We start from the raw sequence: 21,614 nt of genomic DNA, 5'->3' as shown, positions 1-21,614 counted from the left end.
TCATCAGTCCCGTTTTCCCGATGCCGGCGTCCGCCGGCATTTTCTTCGACAGGTCGCGACCATCGCTGTCAACTTTCCCTCGATCGATCCCGCTCAACTCCACCCCGTCGCCGGCGTCACGCTCGGCTGGGCGGAGGCGAATATCCGCAAGCCGAACCGCAAGGACGTGCTGGTCATTTCCGTCGACGAAAGCGCGACGGTCGGCGGCGTGTTCACGCAGAACCGCTTCTGCGCGGCGCCCGTCACGGTCTGCCGTGAAAACCTGCAGCGCGTGCGCGCGGGCGGCAAGCCAATTCGCGCGCTGGTGATCAACACCGGCAACGCGAACGCGGGCACCGGTGAGCCGGGCCTCGCGGCGACCCGCGAAACCTGCGCGGAGCTCGCGCGTCTCGTCGACATCGCGCCCGAGCAGGTGCTGCCGTTCTCGACGGGTGTGATTCTCGAGCCGCTGCCGGTCGATCGTCTGAAAGCCGGCTTGCCGCCCGCGCTCGCGAACCGCAAGGAAGGGAACTGGTACGACGCGGCGCAGTCGATCATGACGACCGACACGCTGCCGAAGGCGGTCTCGCGCCAGGTCACGCTCGACGGTCACACGGTCACGCTCACCGGTATCAGCAAGGGCGCCGGCATGATCAAGCCGAACATGGCGACCATGCTCGGCTTCCTCGCGTTCGACGCGGCCGTCGCGCAACCGGTGCTCGACGAGCTCGTGAAGCACGTCGCGGACCGCTCGTTCAACTGCATCACGATCGATGGCGATACCTCGACCAACGATTCGTTCATTCTGATCGCGTCGGGCAAATCGAGCCTGCCGGCGATCACGTCCACCGATTCGCCCGCTTATGCAGCGCTGCGCGACGCGGTGACCGAGGTCGCGCAGAGCCTCGCGCAACTGATCGTGCGCGACGGCGAAGGCGCGACCAAATTCATGACCGTGCATGTCGAAGGCGGCTCGAGCGTCGGCGAATGCCGCCAGATCGCTTACGCGATCGGCCACTCGCCGCTCGTGAAGACGGCCTTCTATGCATCGGACCCGAACCTCGGCCGCATTCTCGCGGCCATCGGCTATGCCGGCGTGGACGATCTCGACGTCGGCAAGATCGATCTGTATCTCGACGACGTGCTGGTCGCGACTGCCGGCGGCCGCAACCCGGCCTACCGCGAAGAAGACGGCCAGCGCGTGATGAAAAAGAGCGAGATCGGCATTCGCGTCGTGCTTGGACGCGGCAATGCGCAAGCCACGATCTGGACCTGCGATCTGTCGCACGACTACGTGAGCATCAACGCCGACTACCGCTCGTAACCAGGTTCAATGCGCGGCCGCTGGCCGCCTCCTCAACATGGACAAACTCGAACAGTTTTTGACCCGGGCCGAAGCCGTGCTCGGCCGCCTCGAAGCGATGCTTCCGCCCGCCGCGCCCGAGATCGACTGGTCGGCCGCGGTCGCGTTCCGTTGGCGCAAGCGCCAGGGGCGCGGCTATCTGCAGCCGGTGCCCGCCATTTCGTCGATCACGCTCGACGACCTGCAGAACATCGATCGCCAGAAAGGGCTGATCGAACAGAACACGCGCCAGTTCGTGCGCAAGCAGCCGGCCAACAACGTACTGCTGACGGGCGCGCGCGGCACCGGCAAATCGTCGCTGATCAAGGCGTGTCTGAACGCTTACGCGAAAGACGGCCTGCGCCTGATCGAAGTGGACAAGGACGACCTGCACGATCTCGGCGACATCGTCGATCTGATCGCGAAGCGCCCCGAGCGCTTCGTCGTGTTCTGCGACGATCTGTCGTTCGAAGAGGGCGAGTCGGGCTACAAGGCGCTGAAGGTCGCGCTCGATGGCTCCGTCGCCGCGCAGTCGGACAACGTGCTGATCTACGCGACGTCGAACCGCCGCCATCTGCTGCCCGAGTACATGAGCGACAACGAGACGTACAAGCACACGTCGGACGGCGAGATTCATCCGGGCGAACTGGTCGAAGAGAAGATTTCGCTGTCCGAGCGTTTCGGGCTGTGGGTCAGCTTCTATCCGTTCAAGCAGGACGACTACCTGACGATCATCGCGCACTGGTTGCGCCATTTCGGTTGCGACGACGCCGAGGTCGAGACGGCACGCGGCGATGCGCTGGTGTGGGCACTGGAGCGCGGCTCGCGCTCGGGACGGGTCGCGTGGCAGTTCGCGCGCGACTGGTCCGGCCGTAAGACGTCGGCATGAACGAGGCAAGCGAAAACGCCGGCAACGGCGAGGCCAAAATCGGCGCGACCCGTCCTGTTACCGAAGTCGCCGTTGGCGTGCTGGTACAGCCGGATGGGCGCTATCTGCTAGCACAGCGTCCGGCCGGCAAGCCGTACGAGGGCTATTGGGAGTTTCCGGGCGGCAAACTCGAGCCGGGTGAATCGGTCGAGGCCGCGCTTGCGCGCGAACTGCACGAGGAACTGGGAATCGAGGTCGAGGCGAGCCATCTGTGGCATACGCTCGAACACGACTATCCGCACGCCTATGTGCGCCTTTTCTTCTGCAAAGTGACGCAGTGGTCAGGCGAGCCGCACGGGCGCGAAGGTCAGGCGTTCGTATGGCAAAGCTTGCCCGCGGACGTCGAGCCGTTGCTGCCGGCGACGATTCCGGTGCTGGAGTGGCTCGCGGCCGAATAGCAGTAATTGCTTGAAGAGAGTGACTGAAAAGGCCACGCGATAGCGGGCGCTGTCTCGACAGCGCTCGTTCACGTGGCTTTTCTACTGGCGCGCTCAGTGCGGGTTGTAGTCGCCGCGCGGCGTTTCCTCTTCGGAAGAAGATCCTTCCTGTTCATTGCCGCCAATCTTGTATTTTTCGGCGGCCCATGCGCCGAGATCGATCTGCTTGCAGCGCTCCGAGCAGAATGGACGGAAGCGGCTCTCAGGGGTCCAGCGGACATCTTTACCGCAGGTAGGGCATTTGACGACGGTAGGCATACGGTCGGACGGTCAATCGCAAACGGAACAAGTAACGAATATAGGGCTATTTCGCGCCGCTTCAAAGGCGCGTTCTTTCAAATCCGGTGTGCGCTGAAGACGCGACGGTGGCGGACAGGCCGTTACAGACTGCAGAGGGTCAGCTGGAACGGCACGTCGACGTCGACCGCGCGCGGCCGCAGATCGCCGTCCTGCACCGTGAAGCGCACCCACAGCATGTACTTGTTGGCGCTCGCCTCGGGGATCACGCGCAATTCGGGAGCCACGCGAACCTGCATCAATTGATACGAGCGGCCCGACAGCATTTGCTGATAGCTGCCTTGCATCGCCATCACCTTCGATGCCTGGCCCGATTCGCGCGCGAGTCGCAGCACGATCGCGGCCGCGTCGCGCAGCGGTAAAAGCGGTGTCACCCACTTGGCGATATCCTGGCGACGCTGATCGGGATGCAATTGTTGCCAGGCGTAATACGAGGGCAGATCGAATTTGCAGGTGCCACCGGGGATGATTGCGCGGCTGCGAATGCTCGCGAGCCATTCGTTGTCTGCAAGATGCTGGCCGGTCTTGCCTTGCATTTGCGTGAGCCCCGCGAGGGTCTGTTCGATTTCGCCGAGCACCGCTTCGAGCGCGTTCTGCTCAATGCCCGGATTGCCGCGAAACGGCGCGAGCGTTTGCCGCTGTCGCTCGAGCTCCTTCATCAGATCCGACTTCAGATCCGCGCGACCCGCCACTTCGGAAATTTCGAACAGCGTTGTCAGTGCGACGTGATGTTCCCTCGCGTCTTCCTGAGTCAGAAAGAACGTGAAGCGCTCGAACAGATCTTCGAGCCGCAACAGCGTCCGGATTCGCTCATTGAAGGGGTACTCGTAAAGGATCAAGCGGGCTCGCCTCGGGCGTGGTCGGTGACAGGAATGCAAAACATTCTAATGCCGTGGGACTACCCAAGCAATCACGCACTTTTTCTGCGCGCTTTCGCAACTTTTTTCGTGAGTTCACGTCGTTATCAGCGCTTCGGTTCCCGCGCGCGCTATGACTCGGCTTCATCCTTCGCAAGTGACAGATACGCGCGATGGTGAGCGTCTACCTGAGCTTCTAGTTCTTCGATCGGTTGGTTGTCGTTGACGATCACGTCGTCGGCGGCGGCGAGGCGCGCTTCGCGCGTCGCCTGGCGCGCGATGATCGCGAGCACCTGCTCGCGGCTGAAACCGTTGCGGCTCATCACGCGCGCGATTTGCCTGTCGACGCTGCAATCGACGCTCAGCACGCGATTCACGCGGTTCTTCCAGGTCCCGGACTCGACCAGCAACGGCACCACGACGATCACATACGGCCCTTGCGCTTCGCGCTCTTCGCGCTCGGTTTCCGCGCGAATCAGCGGATGGGTGATGCCTTCGAGACGTTTGCGCGCGGTCTCGTCGCTGAACACGAGCGAGCGCATGCGCGCGCGATCGAGCGAGCCATCGGCGGCGACGAACGCGGCGCCGAATTCGGCGGCGATGTGTGGCATCGCGATGCCATGCGGCGCAGTGATGCGATGCGCAATCACGTCCGTGTCGACGAGCGGCACACCGCGCGCCGCGAACAGATTGGCCACGGTCGATTTGCCGCTACCGATGCCGCCGGTGAGTCCCACGACGAACATGCTTCAGCCTCCCAGAGCCAGATAAAGCGGCGTGCCGACAAACAGCGTGAGCGCACCGCCCGCCGCGAGAAACGGCCCGAACGGCAGCGGCTCCTCGAAACGCATGCGGCCGAACCACGTCGCCGCGAGGCCGACCACGGCACCGGCCACTGCCGCGATCAGCACGATCTGAGGCAGCGCAGGCCAGCCGAGCCACGCGCCGAGCGCCGCGAGCAGCTTGAAGTCGCCATAACCCATACCTTCGATGCCGCGCACGAGCTTGAATACCCAATGCACGGCCCACAGCACCAGATATCCGAAGATAGCGCCGAGCACCGCATCGTGCAGGTTCGTGAACATGCCGTTGAAATTGACGATCAGCCCGGCCCACAACAGCGGCAGCGTCAGGGAGTCGGGCAGCAGATGCGTGTCGATGTCGATTGCGCTCATCGCGAGTAACGTTGCACACAGGCCGAACGCGGCGAGTGCCATCAGCGTCGGGCCGAACGCTATCAGCGAGCCTGCCGCGAAAGCGCCGCTCGCGATTTCGAGCAGCGGATAACGCGGGCTGATGTGCGTGCCGCATGCGGAACAACGGCCGCGCAGCAGCAGGTAGCTCAGCACCGGCAAGTTTTCCCAGGCGCTCAGCACGTGTCCGCAATGCGGGCAGGCGCTGCGCGGCACCCACAGGTTATAGCGCGCTGGCAATCCGTCCTCGGGCTGCGGCTCGTCGGTGGCCTCGCTGATTTCGGCGCGCCACGCGCGCTCGAGCATGATCGGCAGCCGATGCGCGACCACGTTCAGGAAGCTGCCAATCACGAGGCCGAACACGATCGCGAAAGCGATCTGAACGCCGACGGGAAGGCTGGCGAACGCGAGGCCGAGATCGCTGGCAAAGTGGCCTGGCAGTAAACCTGCGAGCAGGCTGGAGGAGGTTTGTGACACGAGCGGAAGTGGAGCTTGCATAGTGAGGCAGTGGATTCGGCTGCGATGCTACACCACGTTGCCGAGTTGAATAATGGGGAGATACATCGCGATCACGAGCCCGCCGACCAACGTGCCAAGCACGACGATCACGAGCGGCTCGCACAGGCTCGATAGTGTGCCGATCCTGTCGTCGACCTGGCGATCTGCAAGCGACGCGACATCGAGCAGCATGCTGTCGAGCGCGCCGGATTCCTCGGCGACCGCAACCGGCTGCACGATCTCGGGGGGAAAGCAGTGCGCCGCGTGCATCGCCGCGGCGAGCCGTTCGCCGCGCCGTAGTCGCACGGCGATGCTTGCGGTCGCACGATCGAAGAAGGCATTGCCGGTTGCCTGGCTAAGCGAATCGAACGCGTCGGCGAGCGGCGTGCCGGCTGCCAGCAGCGTACCAAGCGCGCGGCTCCAGCGTGCCGCGCACAGCGTGCGCAGCAGCGGGCCGGCCACCGGCAGGTTGAGCGACACGTGCGCGAAGCGGATGCGCGCGCTTGCCGAACGGCGCAGCACGAACGTGACCGCGGAGCCGATGACGATCATCAGCACGACGAGTGGCACGCTCCAGCGGGCGGCGCCTGCCGATAGCGCCAGCACGAACTGCGTCGGCGCGGGCAGTTTCGCGCCGAAGCCGTCGAAGATCTGCTTGAACGTCGGCACCACCCACACCAGCAACGCCGCGGTAATCGCGATCGCGAGCAGCAGGATAGCGACCGGATAGGTGAGCGCCGCGCGCACCTTCGCGCGTTGCGCGGCGGCGCGTTCGCGATCGTCGGCGAGGCGGCCGAGCACGGTGACGAGCGCGCCCGCCGCTTCGCCGACTTCTACGAGCTGGCAGTACAGCGCATTGAACTGCGCCGGGTGCCGCTGCAAGGCCGCCGAAAAGCGCAGGCCGCTGGTGATGTCGCGTGCGAGAGTGTCCACGATGCGCGGCATGCCTTGCCGCCGGCCCTGCGTCGGTGCCTGCGCGAGTAGTTCGAGCGCGGGCGCGAGCGGCAAACCGGCACGCAGCAGGCTGGACAGTTGTCGGGTGAATAGCGTGACATCGGCCGCGCGAGCTTTCGGCCGTGGCGCCGGCCCTTGCGTTGCGAGTTCGACGATAAAGAGGTTGTCGCGCTTGAGCATCGCGCGCGCGGCGCTCGCATCGGGCGCGATCAGCGTGCCGCTCTGGCGCGTGCCGTCGGCGTCGATGCCGCGCCATCTGAATCGCAGATCGGCCACGACGGGCCGTGTCGGTGACTGAGCGGTGATACTCATGCGACCTCCGTGGCGGCCAGCGCTTCGGCGAGACTCGTGGTGCCGTCGCGCACACGTGCGAGCGCCGCGGTGCGTAACGTCGCAACCCGTTCGGTCTGCGCGAGATGTGCGAGTTCATGCACACCCGCGCTTGCGACGATCAGCTCACGCATCGCGTCGGAGACGGGCATCACCTGATGGATGCCGACCCGCCCCCGATAGCCGATGCCGTGGCAACCCGCGCAGCCGGTAGCCGCATACGGTTGCCAGCCGTCGAGTTCATGGTCGCCGAAGCCTGCTGCCCTGAGCGCCGCCGCCGAATGCGGCGCGGGTGCGCGGCACGCGACGCACAGCCGCCGCACCAGCCGCTGCGCGGTCACCATGCGCAGCGCCGCGGCAAGATTGTATGGCTCGACACCGATATCGATCAGACGGGCAATGGCGGCGGGCGCGTCGTTCGTGTGCAGCGTGGACAGCACGAGGTGCCCGGTTTGCGCGGCCTTCACGGCGACGTCGGCGGTTTCGTTGTCGCGGATTTCTCCCACCATGATCACGTCCGGGTCCTGACGCAGAAACGCGCGCAGCGCGACCGCAAAAGTCAGTCCGGCCTTTTCGCGCACGCTGACCTGATTGATGCCGGCCAGTTGGATCTCGGCCGGGTCTTCCACCGAGCAGAGGTTTCGCGCCTCGCCATTCAGCAGGTTCAGGAAGCAGTACAGCGACAGCGTCTTGCCACTGCCCGTGGGTCCGGTGACGAGCATCAGGCCATGCGGCGCGCGGATCGCGGCGTCGACGGTTTCGCGCTGCGCCGGATCGAGGCCGAGTGAATCGAGTGAAAGATCGGCGGGCAGCGCGTCGAGCCGGCGCAGCACGAGCTTTTCGCCGAACAGCGTCGGCAGCGAATTGACGCGGTAGTCCTCGAGCCGTCCTGGCGACGTCGCGAGACGAAGCCGGCCGTCCTGCGGTACGCGTCGCTCGGCGATGTCCATACGCGCCAGCACTTTCACACGGGTGACGAACGCGTCGCGCAGATGCGCCGGCGGCCGCGGGATTTCGTGCAGCACGCCATCGATCCGCAGGCGCACACGCCAGCCATGCTCGGCCGGCTCGATGTGGATATCCGACGCATTGCGCCGCGTCGCTTCGTGCAATGTGTCGGTCAACAGACGCACGGCTGGAGCGTTGTCGGGATCGTTCAGACTCGTTGCGCTGGTTTCGCCGGCGAGAGCGAGTGGACGCGGCGACGGCGCCGCGGTGGCAAAGGGTGTTTGCATGAGAGACCGGTGATGAGCCGCCTGTAGAACATGACGGCTTCATCTTCCGGTTGCGGGCGTCCGAACGCCATTCGGCCATTCGGCTAATGGCGCGCATCGCGAGCCTGTGCGATGCTGACTGTGACCAGCTAGCGACGGCGCGGAGTTCAGCCGGACCGTGCTTTACCCGCCTTGGTGCGCGACGGCGGTTTGAACAGCTTGACCGTGCGGATCGCCTGATCGTCGCTGCGCATCACTTCGAGCTTGATGTCGCCGATGCGGACGCAGACGTCGCCGTCGGGGATGTCTTCGAGAATCTCGAGAATCAGGCCGTTGAGCGTTTTGGGGCCATCGGTTGGCAGCGCGAGTTGCAGCCAGCGGTTTAGCTCGCGTAACGGCATGCTGCCCGCGACGATGCATTCGCCCGCCTCGTTCCAGCCGCCGCGCGAACTGGCGCCGCGCGGAATCGACGTGGTGAATTCGCCGATCAACTCCTCGATGATGTCTTCCGGCGTCAGAAGACCCTGCAGTTCGCCGTACTCGTCGACGACGAGCGCGATGCGGTGCCGGCTCTCCTGAAAGAATTGCAACTGCTGGAACACCGGTGTGCCGCTCGGCACGAAGTACGGCTCGGTGAGCAGATCGCGCAAGGCGTCGCGGTCGAGCTCCTGGTTGTGCAGCGCCGACAGCGTCTTGCGCACATGCAGCACACCGAGTACGCGGTCGATGTCGCCCTGGTAGACGACCAGCTTGTTGTGATAGCAGGTCTCCAGTTGATGCAGGATCTGCTCGAATGGAGCTTCGAAGTCGAGCGCCTCAATGCGGCGGCGCGGGATCATCACGTCATCGACGGAGATGTTCTCGAGGTCGAACAGGTTCAGCAGGATGCTGCGGTGCTTGGTCGGCATGAAGCTGCCCGACTCGAGCACGATGGTGCGCAGTTCTTCGGTGGATAGCCGTTGGTCGCGCGCGCCCTTCGTATTGATATGGAGCACGCGCAGGATGCCAGTTGCGAACAGATTGACGAACCAGATCAGCGGTCTCGCGACGCGCATCAGCGGGGCGATCAGCAGGCTCGCGGGCAGCGCGATTTTTTCGGGAAACGTCGCGCCGACGATCTTCGGCGTGATTTCCGCAAATACGATAATGAGGAACGCGACAATACCGGTCGCGATAGACAGCACGAGGCTATTGCGGCCGAACGTGTGCAATGCGACCGACGTGGTCAGTACCGGAATGATCGTGTTGAACAGGTTGTTGCCGATCAGGATCACGCTCAGCAACTGGTCGGTTTTTGCGAGCAGGCCTTGGGTGGTTTTCGCGCCGAGCGTGTTCTTGCTGGCGAGATGTTTGAGGCGATGACGGTTGAGCGCCATCATCGCTGTCTCGGAAATGGAAAAAAAGGCGGAGCAGACAAGTAGCAGAAGGACGGCGCCGATCTGCGCCCATAAGGGAAGTTGTTCCACGCGTCGTGAAAAATAAGGGAAAGGATGGAGAGAATATAGCAGAGGGGACTGCGCGTTCCGCTGGGGACGGGGGCCGCCGTCGCTGACGAGCCAAGCGAAGAAGAAACGGGCGACGCGCAGCAGGAAGCAGCGAAAATTCGCCGCACAAAACAAAAAAACCGCCCAGCAATGCTGCGGCGGTTTTTGAACCTTGAGCTAACAAGGAGAATCTGGTCGGGGTGAGAGGATTCGAACCTCCGGCCTCTACGTCCCGAACGTAGCGCTCTACCAGGCTAAGCTACACCCCGATTTGGTACTGCTGACTCGATTCAGACTAACTCGGCGTTTCAGTCTCGTTCAAGACTGTCTTGCCGTCGAGTAAGAACATAATTCTAGCAGGCTCTCTTTGAAAATGGAATGGGGAAATGAAGAAATTGCCGCCGCAGCTGCCTGCGCCTCCTGCTTCGCGCACTCGAGCGTGTGATCGAGCGCGCCTGAGCGTGTGATCGCCTCGAAAATCGTCTCGAAGCGGTCGGTGCCGCCTTGCTCGATCGCCTCGCGCGCAAGCGCCGACTGCTCGGGCGTGCCGCGTTCGATCAGATAGATGAGCGGCAGCGTGGGTTTGCCTTCGCGCAGATCGTCGCCGGCGTTCTTGCCCATCGACTCCGCCGTACCCGTGTAGTCGAGCCAGTCGTCCATGATCTGGAACGCGGTGCCGATGCGGCGGCCGTATTCGGCGGCGGCGGCTTCGATTTTTGCGTCCGCGCCGGCCAGCACCGCGCCGAGCTGGGCGGCCGCCTCGAACAGCTTGGCGGTCTTGTAGCGGATCACCTGCATGTAGCGGGCTTCGTCGACGTCCGCATCGTGCATGTTCAACAGCTGCAGCACTTCACCTTCGGAGATGATATTGGTCGCCTCCGACAGAATCTCCATCACGCGCATCTTGCCCACGCCGACCATCATCTGGAACGAGCGCGAGTAAAGGAAATCGCCGACCAGCACGCTCGCCGCGTTGCCAAACAACGCGTTGGCGGTCTGGCGGCCGCGCCGCAGGTCGGATTCGTCGACCACATCGTCATGCAACAGCGTGGCCGTGTGGATGAATTCGACGACCGCGGCCAGCTCGTGCCGGTGCCCCGTCGTATCGCCCAGCGCGCCTGCCACCAGCAACAGCAGCGCGGGCCGCAGCCGCTTGCCGCCGGCACTGATGATGTACTCGGAAATCTGGTTGATCAGCATCACGTCCGACGCGAGACGTTGCCGGATGACGCGATTGACCTGCTGCATGTCTTCGGCGATCGGAGCAAGCAGGCTGGCGACGTTGGGGGAGGGAGTGGCAGTCGACGACATGATGGCTGAATTGGGTAGTGCCGCGAATTATAAGGCGATCGGGGCGCTTCCGGGTCGTCGGCTGCGGCGCCGATGGGTTCGGCAAGGCGCCAAGGCCGCGTGCCAAGGCCGTCTGCACGGCCCTCGGGGCGCTAGTCACCGCGCGCGAGGGGCAGCGAAAGAGGCGAAGCCGGGCGATACACGATTTGGTAAGCAGGTTTTGACCGAGCAGCTAACTCCATGTATAATTTAGAGTTTCCGCGCGCGGTGCGTGGGAAAAATGAATACAGAGTGAGGTTCTCAATGTACGCGGTCATAAAAACCGGTGGCAAGCAGTACAAAGTTGCCGTCGGCGAAAAACTTAAAGTAGAACAGATACCGGCAGACATTGACGCTGAAATCACGCTCGACCAGGTTCTCGCAGTGGGCGAAGGCGAATCGATTAAGTTCGGTACGCCGCTGGTCAGTGGGGCTTCCGTCAAGGCTACCGTCGTGTCGCAAGGTCGTCACGCAAAAGTGACCATCTTCAAGATGCGTCGCCGGAAGCACTACCAGAAGCATGGCGGCCACCGCCAGAACTATACCGAACTGCGCATCGACGCGATCAACGCGTAAGCGCACCGGTTAAGGAGCAAATCAAATGGCACACAAAAAGGCAGGCGGATCGTCCCGGAACGGCCGCGACTCGGAATCGAAACGCCTCGGCGTTAAGGTTTACGGCGGCCAGGCTATCAACGCTGGTGGCATCATCGTGCGTCAGCGCGGTACGCGCATGCACGCTGGCGAGAACGTCGGCATGGGCAAGGATCACACCCTGTTCGCGCTGAAGGACGGCCACGTCCAGTTCTCGACGAAGGGCGCAGCGAAGAAGCACACCGTTTCGGTCGTCCCGGCAGCCTGAGTTTAATCAGGCACGGGCTTCAGGACCGTAAAAGGCCCCGCGAAGTTCGCGGGGCCTTTTTTATTGCGGCGCCTCTTTAGCATGGCGTCGAAGACGCGCAGCCGGGCGCTCAACATCGGCGACTAGGCCGTTCGGTCGATTGATCAACGCGCGGCGCGCGCGGCAAAATAGCAGCATCCAATCAGTATCAACCCAGCATCGAATCGGGTACACCACGGGACGGAGTAACGCATGAAGTTCATTGACGAAGCGAGGATTGAAGTCATCGCCGGCGACGGAGGGGATGGCAGCGCGTCGATGCGCCGCGAGAAATTCGTTCCGTTCGGCGGCCCAGATGGCGGTGACGGCGGGCGGGGCGGCAGCGTGATCGCAATCGCGGATCGCAACATCAACACGCTGATCGACTACCGCTACGCGAAAAAACATTTGGCGCGCAACGGTGAAAACGGCCGCGGCTCGGACTGCTACGGCAAGGGCGGCGACGACATCACACTGCGCATGCCGGTCGGCACCACGATCACGGATATGGAAACCGGCGAACTGATCGCCGATCTGACCGAGCACAACCAGAGCGTGCAGATCGCGCAGGGCGGCGCGGGCGGTCTCGGCAACCTGCATTTCAAGTCCAGCACGAACCGCGCGCCGCGTCAGAAGACCGACGGCAAGCCCGGCGAGCGCCGCATGGTGCGCCTCGAGCTGAAAGTGCTGGCCGACGTCGGTCTGCTCGGCATGCCGAATGCCGGCAAGTCGACGTTTATCTCGTCGGTGTCGAACGCAAAGCCGAAAATTGCCGATTACCCGTTCACCACGCTCGCGCCGAATCTTGGCGTCGTGCGCGTCGGGCCGAGCCGCAGCTTCGTGATCGCCGACATTCCGGGGCTGATCGAAGGCGCGGCGGAAGGCGCTGGCCTCGGCCATCAGTTCCTGCGGCACTTGCAGCGCACGGGTCTGCTGCTGCATATCGTCGACATCGCGCCGTTCGACGAATCGATCGATCCTGTCGTGGAAGCGAAGGCCATCGTCAACGAGCTGCGCAAGTACGACGAAGAGCTCTATCAGAAGCCCCGCTGGCTCGTGCTGAACAAGCTGGACATGGTGCCAGAAGACGATCGCGAAGCGCGCGTGGCGACTTTCCTCGAAGGTTTCGGTTGGGATGGTCCGGTGTTCGAGATCTCGGCGCTGACCGGCCAGGGCTGTGAAAACCTTTGCTACGCGGTGTTCGACTACCTCGCCGAGCATTCCGAAGCGCAACGCGCGGCCGAAGCCGAAGACCTCGCCTCCGACGTGCGTTTCCGCGAAGGAACGCAAGTCCCGTCCGGCACCGGTGAAGCCAGCACCGATCCGCAGGAATAACAACTCGAGCGTCGGCGCCAGCGGCGGGTGCCGGCATGCATCACGCGTCATCTTGGGAGACAGCGCACAATGCGTTCCGTCATCGCAGATTCACGGCGATTGGTTGTCAAAGTCGGCTCGAGCCTCGTCACGAACGACGGGCGGGGCCTCGATCATGCGGCTATCGGCCGCTGGGCCGCGCAGATTGCCGCGCTGCGCGCGCAGGGCAAAGAGGTGGTGCTGGTCAGCTCGGGCGCGATCGCCGAAGGCATGCAGCGGCTCGGCTGGACGAAGCGGCCGCGCGAAATCGATGAATTGCAGGCGGCCGCGGCGGTCGGTCAGATGGGCCTCGCGCAGGTGTACGAAAGCCGTTTCGCGGAGCATTCGATCCAGACTGCGCAGATCCTGCTTACCCATGCCGACCTTGCCGATCGCGAGCGCTATCTGAACGCGCGCTCCACGCTGCTCACGCTGCTGCGGCTCGGCGTCGTACCGATCATCAACGAGAACGACACGGTCGTTACCGACGAAATCAAGTTCGGCGACAACGACACGCTCGGCGCGCTGGTCGCCAATCTGATCGAAGGTGACGCGCTGATAATTCTGACGGACCAGCAAGGTCTCTTCACCGCCGATCCGCGCAAGGACCCGAACGCGACGCTGGTCCAGCAGGCCGACGCCGGCGCTCCGGAACTCGAGGCGATGGCGGGCGGCGCGGGCTCGAGCCTCGGTCGCGGCGGCATGCTGACCAAGATTCTTGCTGCCAAACGTGCGGCCCACAGCGGCGCCGATACAGTGATCGCGAGTGGGCGCGAAGCAGACGTGCTGCTGCGGCTCGCAGCGGGCGAGGCGATCGGCACCCAGCTGATCGCGCGTACCGCTCGCATGGCGGCGCGCAAGCAGTGGATGGCCGATCACCTGCAGGTGCGCGGCCACGTCGTGATCGACGACGGTGCGGTGGAAAAGCTAACCGCGGGCGGCAAGAGCCTGCTGCCAATCGGCATAGTCGGCGTGCAGGGCGCATTTGCGCGCGGCGAGGTGATCGCGTGTCTGAGCGCCTCCGGGCGTGAGATCGCACGTGGTTTGACGAACTACAGCAGCGCGGAAACCAAGCTGATCCAGCGGCGTCCGAGCGGCGAGATCGAGTCGGTTCTCGGTTATATGCTCGAGCCGGAACTGATTCACCGCGACAATCTCGTGCTGCTTTGATCTTTCAGGCGGCGCGCACCTCGCGCTCAATAAAAGCCAGCAAAAAAGCCGTTCCAGCGCATGCTGGAACGGCTTTTTTTATCGTTATGCACAAGCAACGCGCCTGAACCAGACGCGCGCCGCGCAAACGGCTTCAGTGAATCTGTGACGTCTGCGTGCGCTTATAGCGGATGTTCTCGACGATGTGCTGCGCGGTGCCGGTCGGAATCTTGTTCGCGCACATATAGTCCTGATACAGCGCGGCCTGGTACGCGTTCAGCGCGCCGTTCTCGATGCGCGAAAACTGGTTGGCGACCGTCGCATCCCACCCGTCGTGATCGGCGTTCAAACCCGCATACTGACGCCATTCATACGTGTCGCAGCGAATGCCCTCGTAATTGACGTTGCGCGCGCCGCCCGGGCTCGTCACGACTACCGTGTAACGCACGACGCCGTCGGTGCCGACGCTGACCGACTTCGGGTCGATCGCGAAATGCAGCGGCGTATTGCCGGAGACTTCGAACGGCAGCAGGTTCGCGTCGGTGGGCAGCGGCGGTAACGTGTCCACCTTGTTTTCAACCCAGTTGCTCTTGCGATCCAGCAGATAGGTGAATGCGCTGTCGTCCTTGTTGGTCGGTTTGCCGGCGCTCGAACAGCCTGCCAGCAGGGCGCCGGTGGCGACGCAGGCCACGGCGAGTGCAAATGCTTTCAATATGATTCCCTCGAAAGACGGACGCGGCCCGAAAGCCGCGCCAGAGAGAGGCGGCGTGGGCCGCCGCCCGGTATGGTCAATCGCGCGCGCCTCGTTGGACTAACGGGGCGACTGCGTCATCGGCTTCGGCCGTTTCGCGCTCGCGCTCCGGTCTCATGCTCGCGTCCCGTGAGCCGGGACCGCAATCTGGCACGATCAGCACACGCGTCGATGTTTCGACGCTGACCGAACTCACGGTAGTGACGGTAGTGACGGTAGTGACCGCCGAGCTTACCGTGGAATCCGGCGGGCTTTGCATCGAGGACGCTATCCGGGGATAACGTGACCCATGATGCCCGCCAGGTTTTTCCGCACGCGGCGCAGGCCGGCGCATGAAACGGGACAGCTCCGTCAGCGCCAACTGATACACATCCCGCTTGAACTCGATCACACAGTCGAGCGGCACCCAGTACTCGTTCCAACGCCACGCATCGAACTCGGGGTGGTCGGTTGCGCGCAGACAGATGTCACAGTCGCGTCCTACCATCCGGAGCAAAAACCAGATTTGTTTCTGGCCGCGGTAGTGACCGCGTACTTCGCGCTTGATGAACTTGTCAGGCACCTCATAACGCAACCAGTCGCGCGTGCGACCGATCACCTTGACGTGCTCAGGAAGCAGCCCGGTCTCTTCGTGTAACTCCCGATACATCGCTTGCACGGGGGTCTCACCATATTTGATGCCCCCTTGCGGAAACTGCCAGGAATGTTCACGGAGCCGTTTGCCCCAAAACACCTCGTTGTGCGCGTTCAAGAGGATGATGCCGACGTTCGGGCGAAAGCCTTCACGATCCAGCATACAACCACCTTCGAATCCTTTAAAATTGCTTTGATTATAAACAGATAACGGACCCGACGCACCGAATCGCATAAGAATGGACCGATTCGCCGCAACAGGCCCGGGTTTGCGGTAGCCTGTCGGTTTTTCCGTGCCCTATCCCTTGCGAGATGCTGTGCGCGGCGGTTTCGGCGCCGCGCAGGGACAACGCGTCGTCGGTCGGGCGAACCGTGCCGGCCTGGTCGCGGATCTGTGCCGATTTTCCCCATGTTTTCACCTTTTCTGGCGGTCCTCCCGGAAGCCGCCGCTTTTGGACACTTTGAATGAAAGCCTCCCGTTTCTTTATCGGCACCCTCAAAGAAGCGCCCGCCGACGCCGAAATCATCAGCCACAAGCTCATGGTGCGCGCGGGCATGATCCGTCGCGTCGCGGGCGGTATCTATAACTACCTGCCGATCGGCCTGCGCTCGATTCGCAAGGTGGAAGCGATCGTGCGCGAGGAAATGAACCGGGCAGGCGGGATCGAACTGCTGATGCCGGCCGTTCAGCCGGCCGAGCTGTGGCAGGAATCGGGCCGCTGGGAGAAGTACGGTCCCGAGCTGCTGCGCTTCGAGGACCGCAAGCAGGCCGACTTCGTGATGGGCCCGACGCACGAGGAAGTCGTCACCGACATCGCGCGCAACCAGATCAAGAGCTATCGTCAACTGCCGGTCAACTTCTATCAGATCCAGACGAAGTTCCGCGACGAGATCCGTCCGCGTTTCGGCGTGATGCGCGGCCGCGAGTTCATCATGAAAGACGCGTACTCGTTCGACAAGGACGCGGAAGGTCTGCGCGAGTCGTATCGCAAGATGTACGACGCGTACGTGCGCATCTTCACGCGCCTTGGTCTGGACTTCCGCGCGGTGGCGGCCGACAACGGCTCGATCGGCGGCAGCGGGTCGCATGAGTTCCACGTGATCGCGGAGACCGGCGAAGACGACATCGCGTATTGCCCGACCTCGGGTTTTGCCGCGAACGTCGAGGCAGCCGAAGCGCTGCCGCTGATCGCCCAGCGCGCGGCACCGGCAGAAGACATCAAGAAAACCGCGACGCCCGGCAAGGCGAAGTGCGAGGCGGTTGCCGAACTGCTGAACATTCCGCTCGCACGCACGATCAAGTCGGTCGTGCTCGCCACCGAGAACGAAGGCGCCGAGCCGACCATCTGGCTGCTGATGCTGCGCGGCGATCATGATCTGAACGAGATCAAGGCGGCCAAGCTCCCCGGCCTCGCCAATTTCCGCATGGCGACCGAAGCCGAGATCATCGAGACGTTCGGCACGCCGCCGGGCTATCTCGGTCCGATCGGCACGAAGAAGCCGGTCAAGGTGGTCGCGGACAGCACGGTCGCGAACATGAGCGATTTCGTGGTCGGCGCGAACGAGGTCGACTATCACATCACCGGCGTCAATTGGGGCCGCGACCTGCCGGAGCCGGTCGTCGCCGACATCCGCAACGTGAAGAAGGGCGATCCGTCGCCGGACGGAAAGGGCGTGCTCGACATCTGCCGCGGCATCGAGGTGGGCCACGTGTTCCAGCTCGGCACCAAGTACTCCGAAGCGATGAACGCGACCTGCCTCGACGAAACCGGCAAGCCGCGGCCGATGGAAATGGGCTGCTACGGCATCGGCGTCACGCGTATTCTCGGCGCCGCGATCGAACAGAATTTCGACGACAAGGGCATCATCTGGCCCGAGTCGATCGCGCCGTTCGAGGTCGTGCTGTGCCCGATGGGCTATGACCGCAGCGACGCGGTGCGTGAGCAGGCCGACAAGCTGTACGCGGAGCTCGTCGCGGCCGGTATCGACGTGATCCTCGACGACCGCGGCGAGCGTCCGGGCGTGATGTTCGCCGACTGGGAGCTGATCGGCGTGCCGCATCGACTGGTGATCGGCGATCGCGGTCTGAAGGACGGCAAGCTCGAGTATCAGGGCCGCCGCGACACCGAAGCGACGCTGCTGCCGGTCGAGGACGCCGCGCAGACCGTCGTCGAAAAAGTGCGCGCGGCACTCGCAAAATAAGCGGAGCGGGCTGTGGAGTACACCTTCCTGTCCGCGACCGTGCTGCTGATCCTGATCACCGATCCGCTCGGCAACATCCCGATCTTCATCAGCTGTCTGAAGGGGGTGGCGCCGGAGCGTCGCACGATCGTGATCTTTCGCGAGGTCGCGATCGCGTTTGCGATCCTGCTGGTGTTCATGGTGTTCGGGCAGGGCTTTCTGCGCATGATGAGCCTGAGTGACCAGTCGTTACGCATCGGCGGCGGCATCGTGCTGTTTCTGATCGCGCTGCGCATGGTGTTTCCGCATCCCGACGGTCCGTTCGGCGGCGACGCGCGCGGCGGCGAGCCGCTGATCGTGCCGCTGGCGATTCCGGCGCTGGCGGGCCCGTCGGCGCTTGCAACGGTCATGCTGTTGACCTCGCAGGCGCCCGGCAAGATGTACGAGTGGGTCGGCGCGCTGACCGTCACCATGGTCATCTGCGCGATCGTGCTGATGCTCGCCGAGCGCATTCAGGCATGGCTCGGCGAACGGGTGATGACGGCGTTCGAGCGGTTGATGGGGCTCGTGCTGGTCGCGATTTCAGTCGAGATGATGCTCGGCGGAATCCGCTCTTTCGTGCACAAGCTGTGACGCCGGAGCGGGTGCGCGAATTGCTACGGTCGCAGCCATAAAAAAAGCAGCCATGCAGGCTGCTTTTTTTTCGCCGGTATGCGGGCGGATGCGCCGCTCACGCACCCTCGGTCAATGCCCGGATGGTCGGCAGGTTGCGCCAGTAGCCCTTCGCGTCCATCCCGCAGCCAAACACATACCGGTCCGGCACTTCGAAACCGCAGTAATCGGGGCGCAGTGGCTTCGCCTTCTGGATGATCTTCTCGCACAGTACCGCCGACAGGAACCGCTTCGCGCCCATCGCGAGGATGCGGTCGCGGATCGCGGCCATCGTCTCGCCTTCGTCGAGGATGTCGTCGAGCACGAGCACCACGCGATCCTTGACCGACTCGGCCGGCGCGACGCGCCATTGCATCTCGTTGCTGCCCTGGGTCGTGTTGCGGTAGCGCGTCAGGTGGATGTAGTCGAACTCGAGCGGGAAATCGAGGTGCGGCAGCAGCATGCCGGTGAACACCGCGGCGCCACCCATCACCGACAACACGAGCGGGAAGTCCTCGCTCATCTCGTCGCGGATGGCGGCCGCCATGCCGGCGATCGACGCATTGACGTCAGCGGCCGAAACGATCTCTTCGGAGTGTTGAAAAATATGGAGGGCTTCTTCGCGGTTCATGACGTCTGACGGACGGTAACTGTATACATAGTGTGGGTGGGAACATCCCGAGGGGCGTTCCGGCGAGGGACGAGGCAATGCGCTACAGAATAAACCCGCACGTTGCCGAAGTCAGCCGCGCCGCGCATCGACGCGGGCGCGCGCCGTTCCCATCAAGCTTAGCGCATGCCGGGCATCATGCCCTTCATGCCACGCATCATCTTCTGCAGGTTGCCGCCCTTGAGCTTCTTCATCATCGTGCGCATCTGCTCGTACTGGTTCAGCATGCGGTTGACTTCCTGCACCTGCACGCCCGCACCCGCGGCGATGCGGCGCTTGCGGGTCGCCTTGATCAGTTCGGGCTTGGCGCGCTCGGCCGGTGTCATCGAGTTGATGATGCCTTCCATGCGGCGCATCTGCTTCTCGGCCTGGCTCATGTCGGCGCCGGCCGCGGCCTGCTGGAACTGCGCGGGCAGCTTGTCCATCAGCGAGGACAGGCCGCCCATGCCCTTCATCTGTGTAAGCTGCGCGCGAAAATCGTTGAGGTCGAAGTCGCCGCCTTTCTTGACCTTGTCGGCGAGTTTCTGCGCGGCCTGAACGTCGACGCCGCGCTGCGCTTCCTCGACGAGCGCGAGGATATCGCCCATGCCGAGAATCCGGCTCGCCATGCGGTCCGGGTGGAACACTTCGAGGCCATCGAGTTTCTCGGCGACACCCACGAACTTGACCGGCTTGCCCGTCACGTGACGCACCGACAGCGCCGCGCCACCGCGCGAATCACCGTCGAGCTTGGTGAGCACGACACCGGTGAGCGGCAGCGCGTCGCTGAACGCCTTCGCGGTATTGACCGCATCCTGGCCGAGCATCGCGTCGACGACGAACAGCGTTTCCGCCGGCTTCAGCTCGGCATGCAGCGCGGCGATTTCCTGCATCATCGCTTCGTCGATACCGAGACGGCCGGCCGTGTCGACGAGCAGCACGTCGTGGTAGTGGCGCTTCGCCCAGTCGACGGCGGCGCGCGCGATGTCGACCGGCTTCTGGTTCGCCTCCGACGGGAAGAAGTCCGCGCCGACCTGCTCGGTCACCGTTTTCAGCTGTGCGATCGCGGCGGGACGATAGACGTCGCACGAAACGGTCAGCACCTTCTTCTTGTACTTCTCGCGCAACAGCTTCGCGAGCTTGCCGACCGTGGTCGTTTTACCGGCGCCCTGCAGACCCGCCATCAGGATGACCGCGGGCGGCGTGACGGCGAGATTGAGCTCGGAGGCCTTGCCTTCGTAGTCGCCGCCGATCACGGCGGTCAGCTCGCGCTGCACGACGCCGACGAGCGCCTGACCCGGCGATAGGCTGGAGATGACTTCCTCGCCGAGCGCCTTCTCCTTCACCTTTGCGATGAACTCGCGCACGACGGGCAGCGCCACGTCGGCCTCGAGCAGTGCGAGGCGCACTTCGCGCAGCATTTCCTGAGTGTTCGCCTCGGTGAGCCGGGCTTCGCCGCGCAGCGTCTTGACGACGCGCGCCATCCGTTGAGTCAGATTGTCGAGCATGGGGAGCGATGAACGGTGGGGCCCGCGCAGCGCACGACGCGCGAGACGTCGCGGAGTAGGGGCCTAGTGTAAACTTCGAATATGGATATTGTACTGTATGCCCTCACTGCGCTTCTCTACGGCGGCCTCGCCGTGGCCGGCTGGCGCTCGCATCGGCACGCGGCCGTGCGCCCGCTGCTCGAGAGCGTGCCGCCGCTGCCCGATCATGCCGCGAGCGCGGGCGCGTCGGTGGCCACCGGCATGAGCGCGCCCGGCCGCGCGCTGCTGTTCGTCGCGCTGCTCGCTCACGGCGTGCTGCTGCACACCACCATCTTCCCGCAGAACGCGATGGTGTTCGGCTTCGCGTTCGCGCTGTCGGCGATGTTCTGGCTCGGCGCCGGCATCTACTGGATCGAGAGTTTCTTTTTCCCACTCGACGGCTTGCGGCTGCTGGTGTTGCCGCTCGCGTGCTTCGCGTCGCTGCTGCCGCTCGCGTTCGGCGGCGTGCGCGTATTGCCCTATGCGGCCGCGCCGATGTTCAAGCTGCACTTCCTGATCGCGAACATCGCCTACGGACTGTTCGCGATCGCGGCGCTGCACGCGGTGCTGATGCTGGCGATCGAGCGGCGTTTGCATGCGATGCGCCGCGGCGGTCTCGCGCAGCGGCACGCGGCGGCGGGCAACGGCTGGTGGTCGAGCTGGCTCGATACGCTGCCGCCGCTGCTCACGCTCGAGAAGCTGCTGTTCCGTCTGATCGGCGCCGGCTTCGTGCTGCTCACGCTGACGCTTCTGTCGGGCATCCTGTTCAGCGAGCAGCTGATCGACCGCGCGCTGCGCCTCGATCACAAGACCGTCTTCGCGATTCTTTCGTGGGTCATGTTCGGCGCGCTGCTGACCGCGCGCAAGGTGTCCGGCTGGCGCGGCCGTGCGGCATTGCGCTGGGTGCTGGCGTCGTTCGTCGCGCTGTTGCTCGCGTACGTCGGCAGCCGTTTTGTTTTCGAGGTGCTGTTGCACCGGCCTGTAGTGTGAGCGTGTCTC

Annotated in this window: 22 protein-coding genes and 1 tRNA gene; 10 read left to right on the top strand and 13 right to left on the bottom strand. The window is 63.9% G+C overall.

Going from position 1 to position 21,614, the window contains the following annotated elements; genetic code table 11:
- Positions 1-61 precede the first annotated feature (61 nt).
- From argJ to CI15_RS04765, 3 genes are read left to right on the top strand one after another with little or no spacing between them, the layout of a single operon-like run.
- Positions 62-1,303, top strand: a complete 1,242-nt coding sequence (argJ, locus tag CI15_RS04775; RefSeq protein WP_062124806.1) for a bifunctional glutamate N-acetyltransferase/amino-acid acetyltransferase ArgJ — start codon at positions 62-64, stop codon at positions 1,301-1,303.
- Between the two features lie 37 nt (positions 1,304-1,340).
- Positions 1,341-2,210, top strand: a complete 870-nt coding sequence (locus CI15_RS04770; protein ID WP_062124804.1) for an ATP-binding protein — start codon at positions 1,341-1,343, stop codon at positions 2,208-2,210.
- The gene (locus tag CI15_RS04765; RefSeq protein WP_062124802.1) at positions 2,207-2,647 is read left to right on the top strand and encodes an NUDIX domain-containing protein; all 441 of its coding nucleotides are present in this window, start codon (positions 2,207-2,209) and stop codon (positions 2,645-2,647) included. Before CI15_RS04770 ends, CI15_RS04765 begins: the two co-directional genes overlap by 4 nt.
- A 93-nt stretch (positions 2,648-2,740) precedes the next feature.
- On the opposite strand, the gene yacG is transcribed toward CI15_RS04765, so the two are convergent.
- From yacG to CI15_RS04725, 9 genes are all read right to left on the bottom strand, one after another.
- On the bottom strand, positions 2,741-2,944 hold the full coding sequence (gene yacG, locus CI15_RS35145) for a DNA gyrase inhibitor YacG (protein ID WP_075643654.1): 204 nt from the start codon (positions 2,942-2,944) through the stop codon (positions 2,741-2,743).
- A gap of 122 nt (positions 2,945-3,066) precedes the next feature.
- Complete coding sequence (gene zapD, locus CI15_RS04760) at positions 3,067-3,822, bottom strand: cell division protein ZapD (protein WP_062124800.1); 756 nt, start codon at positions 3,820-3,822, stop codon at positions 3,067-3,069.
- A 149-nt stretch (positions 3,823-3,971) separates the two neighbouring features.
- Positions 3,972-4,586: a dephospho-CoA kinase gene (gene coaE, locus CI15_RS04755; RefSeq protein ID WP_062124798.1), complete on the bottom strand. Its 615-nt coding sequence runs from the start codon at positions 4,584-4,586 to the stop codon at positions 3,972-3,974.
- Between the two features lie 3 nt (positions 4,587-4,589).
- The gene (locus CI15_RS04750) at positions 4,590-5,531 is read right to left on the bottom strand and encodes a prepilin peptidase (protein ID WP_062124794.1); all 942 of its coding nucleotides are present in this window, start codon (positions 5,529-5,531) and stop codon (positions 4,590-4,592) included.
- A 27-nt stretch (positions 5,532-5,558) separates the two neighbouring features.
- Positions 5,559-6,797, bottom strand: a complete 1,239-nt coding sequence (locus tag CI15_RS04745; protein WP_062124792.1) for a type II secretion system F family protein — start codon at positions 6,795-6,797, stop codon at positions 5,559-5,561.
- On the bottom strand, positions 6,794-8,050 hold the full coding sequence (locus CI15_RS04740; RefSeq protein WP_062124790.1) for a GspE/PulE family protein: 1,257 nt from the start codon (positions 8,048-8,050) through the stop codon (positions 6,794-6,796). The genes CI15_RS04745 and CI15_RS04740 overlap by 4 nt, the downstream gene beginning before the upstream one ends.
- A 146-nt stretch (positions 8,051-8,196) precedes the next feature.
- Complete coding sequence (locus CI15_RS04735) at positions 8,197-9,495, bottom strand: HlyC/CorC family transporter (RefSeq protein WP_075643653.1); 1,299 nt, start codon at positions 9,493-9,495, stop codon at positions 8,197-8,199.
- A 210-nt stretch (positions 9,496-9,705) separates the two neighbouring features.
- Positions 9,706-9,782, bottom strand: a tRNA-Pro gene (locus CI15_RS04730).
- 49 nt (positions 9,783-9,831) lie between these two features.
- Positions 9,832-10,824, bottom strand: a complete 993-nt coding sequence (locus CI15_RS04725; RefSeq protein WP_062124787.1) for a polyprenyl synthetase family protein — start codon at positions 10,822-10,824, stop codon at positions 9,832-9,834.
- A gap of 282 nt (positions 10,825-11,106) precedes the next feature.
- Between CI15_RS04725 and rplU the strand changes: the two genes are divergently transcribed.
- The 4 genes from rplU (at position 11,107) to proB (ending at position 14,245) form a co-directional block, all read left to right on the top strand.
- Positions 11,107-11,418, top strand: coding sequence for a 50S ribosomal protein L21 (rplU, locus tag CI15_RS04720; RefSeq protein WP_007180329.1), 312 nt, complete (start codon positions 11,107-11,109; stop codon positions 11,416-11,418).
- A 25-nt stretch (positions 11,419-11,443) separates the two neighbouring features.
- Entirely contained in the window at positions 11,444-11,704 is a 261-nt protein-coding gene (gene rpmA / locus CI15_RS04715) for a 50S ribosomal protein L27 (RefSeq protein WP_008923994.1), read from the top strand.
- A 231-nt stretch (positions 11,705-11,935) separates the two neighbouring features.
- Positions 11,936-13,057 carry an Obg family GTPase CgtA gene (gene cgtA / locus CI15_RS04710; RefSeq protein ID WP_062124785.1) on the top strand — a complete coding sequence of 374 codons (1,122 nt, stop codon included), beginning with the start codon at positions 11,936-11,938 and terminating at the stop codon, positions 13,055-13,057.
- 69 nt (positions 13,058-13,126) lie between these two features.
- Positions 13,127-14,245, top strand: coding sequence for a glutamate 5-kinase (gene proB / locus CI15_RS04705; RefSeq protein WP_062124783.1), 1,119 nt, complete (start codon positions 13,127-13,129; stop codon positions 14,243-14,245).
- A gap of 133 nt (positions 14,246-14,378) precedes the next feature.
- On the opposite strand, the gene CI15_RS04700 is transcribed toward proB, so the two are convergent.
- Together CI15_RS04700 and CI15_RS04695 are read right to left on the bottom strand one after the other, a co-directional pair.
- Entirely contained in the window at positions 14,379-14,936 is a 558-nt protein-coding gene (locus tag CI15_RS04700; protein WP_062124782.1) for a CNP1-like family protein, read from the bottom strand.
- Between the two features lie 76 nt (positions 14,937-15,012).
- Positions 15,013-15,771: an RNA pyrophosphohydrolase gene (locus CI15_RS04695; protein ID WP_062124780.1), complete on the bottom strand. Its 759-nt coding sequence runs from the start codon at positions 15,769-15,771 to the stop codon at positions 15,013-15,015.
- 302 nt (positions 15,772-16,073) lie between these two features.
- Between CI15_RS04695 and CI15_RS04690 the strand changes: the two genes are divergently transcribed.
- On the top strand, positions 16,074-17,810 hold the full coding sequence (locus CI15_RS04690; RefSeq protein ID WP_062124778.1) for a proline--tRNA ligase: 1,737 nt from the start codon (positions 16,074-16,076) through the stop codon (positions 17,808-17,810).
- Positions 17,811-17,822: 12 nt separating this feature from the next.
- Positions 17,823-18,422: a MarC family protein gene (locus CI15_RS04685; protein WP_062124777.1), complete on the top strand. Its 600-nt coding sequence runs from the start codon at positions 17,823-17,825 to the stop codon at positions 18,420-18,422.
- A gap of 97 nt (positions 18,423-18,519) precedes the next feature.
- On the opposite strand, the gene CI15_RS04680 is transcribed toward CI15_RS04685, so the two are convergent.
- Together CI15_RS04680 and ffh are read right to left on the bottom strand one after the other, a co-directional pair.
- On the bottom strand, positions 18,520-19,071 hold the full coding sequence (locus tag CI15_RS04680) for a hypoxanthine-guanine phosphoribosyltransferase (RefSeq protein ID WP_062124775.1): 552 nt from the start codon (positions 19,069-19,071) through the stop codon (positions 18,520-18,522).
- Between the two features lie 158 nt (positions 19,072-19,229).
- Positions 19,230-20,597 carry a signal recognition particle protein gene (gene ffh / locus CI15_RS04675; RefSeq protein WP_062124773.1) on the bottom strand — a complete coding sequence of 456 codons (1,368 nt, stop codon included), beginning with the start codon at positions 20,595-20,597 and terminating at the stop codon, positions 19,230-19,232.
- An 81-nt stretch (positions 20,598-20,678) separates the two neighbouring features.
- Between ffh and CI15_RS04670 the strand changes: the two genes are divergently transcribed.
- The gene (locus CI15_RS04670; RefSeq protein WP_062124771.1) at positions 20,679-21,605 is read left to right on the top strand and encodes a cytochrome C assembly family protein; all 927 of its coding nucleotides are present in this window, start codon (positions 20,679-20,681) and stop codon (positions 21,603-21,605) included.
- Positions 21,606-21,614: the final 9 nt, after the last annotated feature.

The organism is Paraburkholderia monticola, from assembly GCF_001580545.1.
GTDB lineage: Bacteria > Pseudomonadota > Gammaproteobacteria > Burkholderiales > Burkholderiaceae > Paraburkholderia > Paraburkholderia monticola.
The sequence above is the reverse complement of the archived record's forward strand: the minus strand, read 5'-3'. Positions and strand labels throughout refer to the sequence as shown.